This window comes from Streptomyces sp. SID11385, from assembly GCF_010548245.1.
GTDB lineage: Bacteria > Actinomycetota > Actinomycetes > Streptomycetales > Streptomycetaceae > Streptomyces.
In genome coordinates this window covers 1-6,675 of record NZ_JAAGLR010000258.1, presented here as the reverse complement: position 1 = coordinate 6,675, position 6,675 = coordinate 1, and the positions used below count along the sequence as shown (strand labels likewise).

Below are 6,675 nucleotides of genomic sequence, written 5' to 3'. Positions count from 1 at the left end.
GAGGTCGGCGCCGGACCCCGCGGTCCTCGGCGCGGGCTTCGCGGCCGGCCGCACGGGCTGATCGGGCACGGCGGCGGCATCGAGAGCGGGCTGGTGCGCCCCCGGGGACTGCCCCGGGGACTGCCCCGGAGCCTGCCCGCGCGGACGCCCGCCGTTCGCCTGCTCCTCGCTCATACGCGCCGCACCGTGCCCTCGGAGACCGCGTACCTGGCGCCCCGGAGCGGGGCGGGCACGTCCTCCTCGACGGCCGCGGTGACGAGGACCTGCTCGCCGGGAGCGACGTGTTCGGCGAGGCGGTCGCGGCGGCGGGCGTCGAGTTCCGCGAAGACGTCGTCGAGGATCAGGACCGGCTCGCCGCTGCGCTGCCCCTCGGGTGCGGGCGCCGGCTGCGGGGACCAGGGCTCGGCGCGGAGCAGGTCGTAGGAGGCGAGGCGGAGCGCGAGCGCGTACGACCAGGACTCGCCGTGGCTCGCGTACCCCTTGGCGGGGAGGTCGCCGAGCTTGAGGAGGAGGTCGTCGCGGTGCGGTCCGACGAGGGTCACGCCGCGTTCGATCTCCTGCTTGCGCACCTCGCCGAGCGCGGCGAGCAGTTGCGCGAAGAACTCCTCGCGGCTGTGCGCGCTGCCGGGCGCGGACGGCCGGTACTCCAGGAGCGCGGGCCCGCCGCCGGGGGCGAGCTGCTCGTAGGACTTGTCGACGAGGGGTTGCAGCGCGGCGATGAGGTCGGTGCGCTGGGCGAGGAGTTCGGCGCCCGCGCGGGCGAGGTGCTGGTCCCAGATGTCGAGGGTCGAGAGGTCGAGGGTGCGGCCGCCGTGGCGGCGGGCGAGCGCGGCGGACTTCAGCAGGGTGTTGCGCTGCTTGAGGACGCGCTCGTAGTCGGAGCGGACTCCGGCCATCCGGGGGTGGCGGGCGGTGAGGAGTTCGTCGAGGAAGCGGCGCCGCTCGCCGGGGTCGCCCTTGACCAGGGCGAGGTCCTCGGGGGCGAAGAGCACGCTGCGTACGATGCCGAGCACGTCGCGCGGCCGGACCTGCGAGGAACGGTTGATCCGGGCCCGGTTGGCGCGGCCCGGGTTGATCTCCAGCTCGACGAGCTGGCTGCGCTCGCCCTGGGTGACGGCGGCGCGCACGAAGGCGCGCTCGGCGCCCGCGCGGACGAGCGGCGCGTCGGAGGCGACGCGGTGACTGCCGAGGGTCGCGAGGTAGCCGACGGCTTCGACGAGGTTGGTCTTGCCCTGCCCGTTGGGGCCGACGAAGGCGGTGACGCCCGGTTCGAGGCTCACCTCGGCGCGCTCGTACGAGCGGAAATCGGCCAGCGACAGGTGCGTGACGTGCATGGGCTGAGCGGGCTCCTCGACTCCCGGCGCGGGACTCACCGGCGCGGGGCGGCGTGCGTCACGTCGACCGTGCCGCCCACCGCCCCGCGTGGCGTCCTACTTGCTGTTCTTCTCCACCGCGTGACCGCCGAACTGATTGCGCAGCGCGGCGATCATCTTCATCTGCGGCGAGTCGTCCTGGCGCGAGGAGAAGCGCGCGAAGAGCGAGGCCGTGATGGTGGGCAGCGGTACGGCGTGGTCGATCGCGGCCTCGACCGTCCAGCGGCCCTCGCCGGAGTCGGCCGCGAACCCGCGCAGCTGCTCCAAGTGCTCGTCCTCGTCGAGCGCGTTGACCGCGAGGTCGAGGAGCCAGGAGCGGATGACGGTCCCCTCCTGCCAGGAGCGGAAGATCTCCCGTACGTCGGTGACCGAGTCGGCCGCCTCCAGGAGCTCCCAGCCCTCGGCGTACGCCTGCATCATGGCGTACTCGATGCCGTTGTGGACCATCTTCGCGAAGTGGCCCGCGCCGACCTTGCCCGCGTGCACGGAGCCGAAGTCGCCCTCGGGCTTGAGGGCGTCGAAGATCGGCTGCACCTTGGCGACGTTCTCGTCGGTGCCGCCGTACATCAGCGCGTAGCCGTTCTTGAGGCCCCAGACGCCGCCGGAGACTCCGCAGTCGACGAAGCCGATGTCCTTGAGGCCCAGCTCGACGGCGTGCTTCTCGTCGTCCGTCCAGCGCGAGTTGCCGCCGTCGACGACGACATCGCCCGGCTCCAGGAGCGCGGCGAGCTCGTCGACCGTGGACTGGGTCGCGGCACCGGCCGGAACCATGACCCACACGACGCGCGGACCCTTGAGGCTGCTCACCAGCTCTTCGAGGCTGCCGACGTCCGAGACGTCCGGATTCCGGTCGTAGCCGATGACGGTGTGGCCTGCGCGGCGGATGCGCTCGCGCATGTTGCCGCCCATCTTGCCGAGGCCGATGAGACCGAGCTCCATCACTGTTCCTTAGGTCGCGTGCTGGCTTTCGTACCGGTGTCCGAGCCTACTGCCGGGGGGCCGTGCACACCTGTGGGCTCAGCCGCTCAGCCGTACCGGCATGATCAGGTACTTGTAGGCGTCGTCGGCCTCGGCGTCGACGGCCGGACGACCGCTCAGCAGGGCCGGCTTCGTCGAGGTCGTGAAGGAGAGCTGGGCGACCGGCGAGTCGATGGCGCTGAGCCCGTCGAGCAGGAAGGTCGGGTTGAAGGCGATGGAGATGTCGTCGCCTTCGAGCTGCGCGTCGACGCGCTCCACAGCCTGTGCGTCGTCGCTGGAACCGGCCTCCAGGATCAGCACGCCCTGCTCGAAGCTGAGCCGCACCGGGGTGTTCCGCTCGGCGACGAGGGCGACGCGCTTGACGGCCTCGACGAAGGGGGCGGTCTCGATGACGGCGACCGAGTTGAACTCGGTGGGGAAGAGCGTGCGGTACTTCGGGAGGTCGCCCTCCAGGAGCCGCGTCGTGGTGCGGCGGCCCGCGCCCTCGAAGCCGATGAGGCCCTCGCCCGAGCCGGAGCCGGAGAGCGCGATCGTCACGTTGTCGCCGTTGGTGAGCGACTTGGCGGTGTCGAGGAGGGTCTTCGCCGGGACGAGCGCGACGGCCGAGATCTCGGCGTCCTCGGGCTTCCACAGGAACTCGCGGACCGCGAAGCGGTAGCGGTCGGTGGAGGCGAGGGTGACGGTGTCGCCCTCGATCTCGATGCGCACACCGGTGAGGACGGGGAGGGTGTCGTCGCGGCCCGCGGCGATGGCGACCTGCTGGGCGGCGGAGGCGAAGACCTCACCGGGCACGGTGCCGGTCGCGGAGGGCATCTGCGGCAGGGCGGGGTACTCCTCGACGGGGAGCGTGTGCAGCGTGAAGCGGGACGATCCACAGCTGACCGTCGCCCGTACACCGTCTGTGGAAATCTCCACGGGGCGGTTGGGCAGGGCGCGGCAGATGTCGGCGAGGAGCCGCCCGGAGACGAGGACGGTGCCCTCCTCCTCCGTCTCGGCCTCGACGGAGACCCGCGCCGAGACCTCGTAGTCGAAGCCGGAGAGGCTCAGCGTGCCCTCCTCCGCCTTCAGCAGCAGGCCCGCCAAGACCGGAGCCGGCGGGCGAGCCGGGAGGCTGCGTGCCGCCCACGCCACTGCCTCCGCGAGTACGTCGCGTTCCACCCGGATCTTCACCTGAGCCCGCCTCCTGCGTGATTCCTGCTCGTCTGCCGCCGCTCGCCTGACTTCTCGCGGCAGCCGCTCTGTCTGGTGCCCGCTCCGCTCGGGGGCCGGGACCTTGTCGTCCCCGGCTCGGGGAAGCGAGGTGTCCCTCGGCCCTCGGCGGGGAAGGACGTCGGTGTCCAGTCTGACGTACCGCACTGACAGCTGGTGCCCTCGGTCGTCAAATCGGCCTCCGGGCCCTTCGGTGCCCTCGGAGCGAGTTGTGCACAGGCCCCGCTTCGAAACGAATTCCCAGCTCTCTCTAGTCGTTAGTAGTAGTAGGGCCTGTGGATACCGTGGATAACCCCGTTTCCGCAGCTCAGAGCCGGTTTTTTATCCCCAGGTCCTGGGGACGGCGCCTGGGGAGAACCCGGGGTAACTGTGGACAGCCGAAAGTTGTGCACAGGGCGTCCACAAGAGGGGCCGACTTGTCCCCAGCTGCGTCCCCAGATTCGCGACCGTTTCCCACAGGGGGGCTGTCAGCTTCGCTGTGACGCCTTTCACTCGCAGCGGTGAGGGGGCGTGTTTTGTTGCCGAACAGTGGACAGCCCTGTGGAGAAGCTGTGCACAACCACCCCCTGCCTGTGGGCAGCCGCCCGAACCCGGTGGACAAGCCTTCCGGACGGCCTGTGGACAAAAAGTTCTCCACAGCCTGTGGATAACGGTTTTCCACTAATCCCCAGCCACCTGACCTGCCAGGACCGCGTCCGCACAGCCTCCCCTGTGGACAGGATCTGGACAACTCCGCTGTCCCCACCATGTGGAGGAAAAAAAGTCGCCGAATCTGTGGACAACACCCGTAACCGGGCGGGGAATCGAACGGGAAGGGGGTCGGGGGAGGGGCGGGGGAGGGAGTGATGTGGGGGTGGGGAGGTGGGCGGCGAGGGGGTGCGGGGGTGGTTGGCGGGGGGCTTGTGGGGTTGGGCCTGTGGGGCGAGGGCTGGACGTGACGGGGAGTGGGGAGCGGGGGCGCGGTGCGTTAGGGGCGGGGTGAGGGGAGTTCAGGGGGCAGTGCCGGGTGGGGGGCGGGGTTCTGGGGTGCGGGGTTCTGGGGTGAGGCCGGGGGCGGGGCGTGGGGGGATCAGGTGGCAGCGGGGGGTGAACCCGCGTCAGGGAAGGGGCGGTGAGGGGGTCGGCCGGACGGCGGTAGGGGCAGCCGCCTCGAGTCGAAGCTGGGCCGTCGTGAACGGTCGAGGCGGGGCTGGACTATCGACTGCCGCTCAGGAGGTGGGCCGGGGCGCCGGTCCGGGCCCGCACGGCTACTTCGTGCGGGGCTTCGCAACGTCCTGCGGGAGCCGGCTCAGGGCGCTGAAGCGCCCAGGGGAGGGTGCACGGAAGCGGTAGGAGTGAAGGCGTGCCAGGTGAGGAGCTCTCAAGCGAACATGCCACGCGGCACGATGAGGCACCCGGGAAGTCTCGGTACGCGGAAGCGGGCGGGGCACGCGTCAGTGCGCCGGGCGGAGGTGTTCCGTTGAGATCGCGCCGTTCTTCCGCTCGTTCTTCCGCTCGTTGTCCGCTGTCGGCCGTTCGCCGCGAGCCACCAGCGCGGCTCGGCTGTGAGGACGGCTGCCCGATGTGAGGACGGCGGGCCGCTGTGGGGACGGCGGCCCGCGTCGAGCACGGCGGGCCGCCGCGAGCACCGCCGCCAAGTCGAGTGTGGCCGCCACGGCGACAACGGCAGCGACTGCGCAGCGGACAGCCCCCACCCGCCCTGGGGGGCTCCCCTTCATTCATTATTTCGCGGATCGCAAGCCGCTCCCCGCCATTCCCCGCCCCACCCCGAAATCTGTGGATAACCAAGCCCAAATAAAAAATCCCGTCACTCTTCCTGGTGACGAGATTTCAGCGAGTCAAGCGAGACCACGGCCCCCGACCGGGAACCAGCCGCGTCGCGTAGCGCGCCGAACCCGGAGCTAAGCGCTACGCGAACCAACGGACCGCGCCACCCACAACTCGCGCCCACCCCGTGCCCCCCCCCACAGCCCCCAGACCCGCGCGCCGCCCCCGCGCCAACGTGTCCCCGCGCCCCCGCCGACGCCCCGCGCGCCCCTCCGCCCGCTACCCGTTCTTGATCCGGTTCGTCAGCTCCGTGACCTGGTTGTAGATCGAGCGCCGCTCGGCCATCAGCGCGCGGATCTTCCGATCGGCGTGCATGACCGTCGTGTGGTCGCGGCCGCCGAACTGCGCGCCGATCTTCGGCAGCGAGAGATCGGTGAGTTCGCGGCACAGATACATCGCGATCTGCCGCGCCGTGACCAGGACCCGGCTGCGCGAGGAACCGCACAGGTCCTCGACGGTCTGGCCGAAGTAGTCGGCGGTCGCCGACATGATCGCGGAGGCCGTGATCTCGGGCGAGGCGTCCTCGCCGCCCGGGATGAGGTCCTTGAGCACGATCTCGGTGAGGCCGAGATCGACGGGTTGCCTGTTCAGCGAGGCGAAGGCGGTCACCCGGATGAGCGCGCCCTCCAGCTCACGGATGTTCCGCGAGATGCGCGAAGCGATGAACTCCAGGACCTCGGGAGGTGCGTTGAGCTGCTCCTGGACCGCCTTCTTGCGCAGGATCGCGATGCGGGTCTCCAGCTCCGGCGGCTGGACATCCGTGGTCAGTCCCCACTCGAAACGGTTCCTGAGCCGGTCCTCAAGCGTCACCAACTGGCGCGGCGGACGATCGGAGGAGAGCACGATCTGCTTGTTCGCGTTGTGCAGCGTATTGAAGGTGTGGAAGAACTCCTCCTGCGTCGACTCCTTGTCCGCGAGGAACTGGATGTCGTCGACGAGCAGGATGTCCATCTCGCGGTACCGCTTGCGGAAACTGTCGCCCTTGCCGTCGCGGATGGAGTTGATGAACTCGTTCGTGAATTCCTCGGAACTCACGTACCGCACCCGCGTCCCGGGATACAGGCTGCGCGCGTAATGACCGATCGCGTGCAGCAGGTGCGTCTTGCCGAGGCCGGACTCGCCGTAGATGAAAAGCGGGTTGTACGCCTTCGCCGGTGCCTCGGCCACCGCGACCGCCGCCGCGTGCGCGAAGCGGTTCGACGCGCCGATCACGAACGTGTCGAAGAGGTACTTCGGGTTCAACCGGGCCGTCGGCTCGCCCGGCCCCGCGGCCGGCGCGGGCTGCGCG

The 6,675-nt window shown here is 70.4% G+C and carries 4 protein-coding genes; all 4 read right to left on the bottom strand.

Features of this window, described 5'->3' with window-relative positions:
• Positions 1–170: 170 nt before the first annotated feature.
• On the bottom strand, positions 171–1,334 hold the full coding sequence (recF, locus tag G3I42_RS07960; protein WP_164283726.1) for a DNA replication/repair protein RecF: 1,164 nt from the start codon (positions 1,332–1,334) through the stop codon (positions 171–173).
• Between the two features lie 96 nt (positions 1,335–1,430).
• A complete protein-coding gene (gnd, locus tag G3I42_RS07955; RefSeq protein ID WP_164283724.1) occupies positions 1,431–2,312 on the bottom strand; it encodes a phosphogluconate dehydrogenase (NAD(+)-dependent, decarboxylating) in 882 nt (293 codons plus the stop codon).
• A gap of 78 nt (positions 2,313–2,390) precedes the next feature.
• Positions 2,391–3,521, bottom strand: a complete 1,131-nt coding sequence (dnaN, locus tag G3I42_RS07950) for a DNA polymerase III subunit beta (RefSeq protein ID WP_164283722.1) — start codon at positions 3,519–3,521, stop codon at positions 2,391–2,393.
• A gap of 2,085 nt (positions 3,522–5,606) precedes the next feature.
• The coding region (dnaA, locus tag G3I42_RS07945; RefSeq protein ID WP_164283720.1) for a chromosomal replication initiator protein DnaA at positions 5,607–6,675 on the bottom strand (1,069 nt) is incomplete at its 5' end.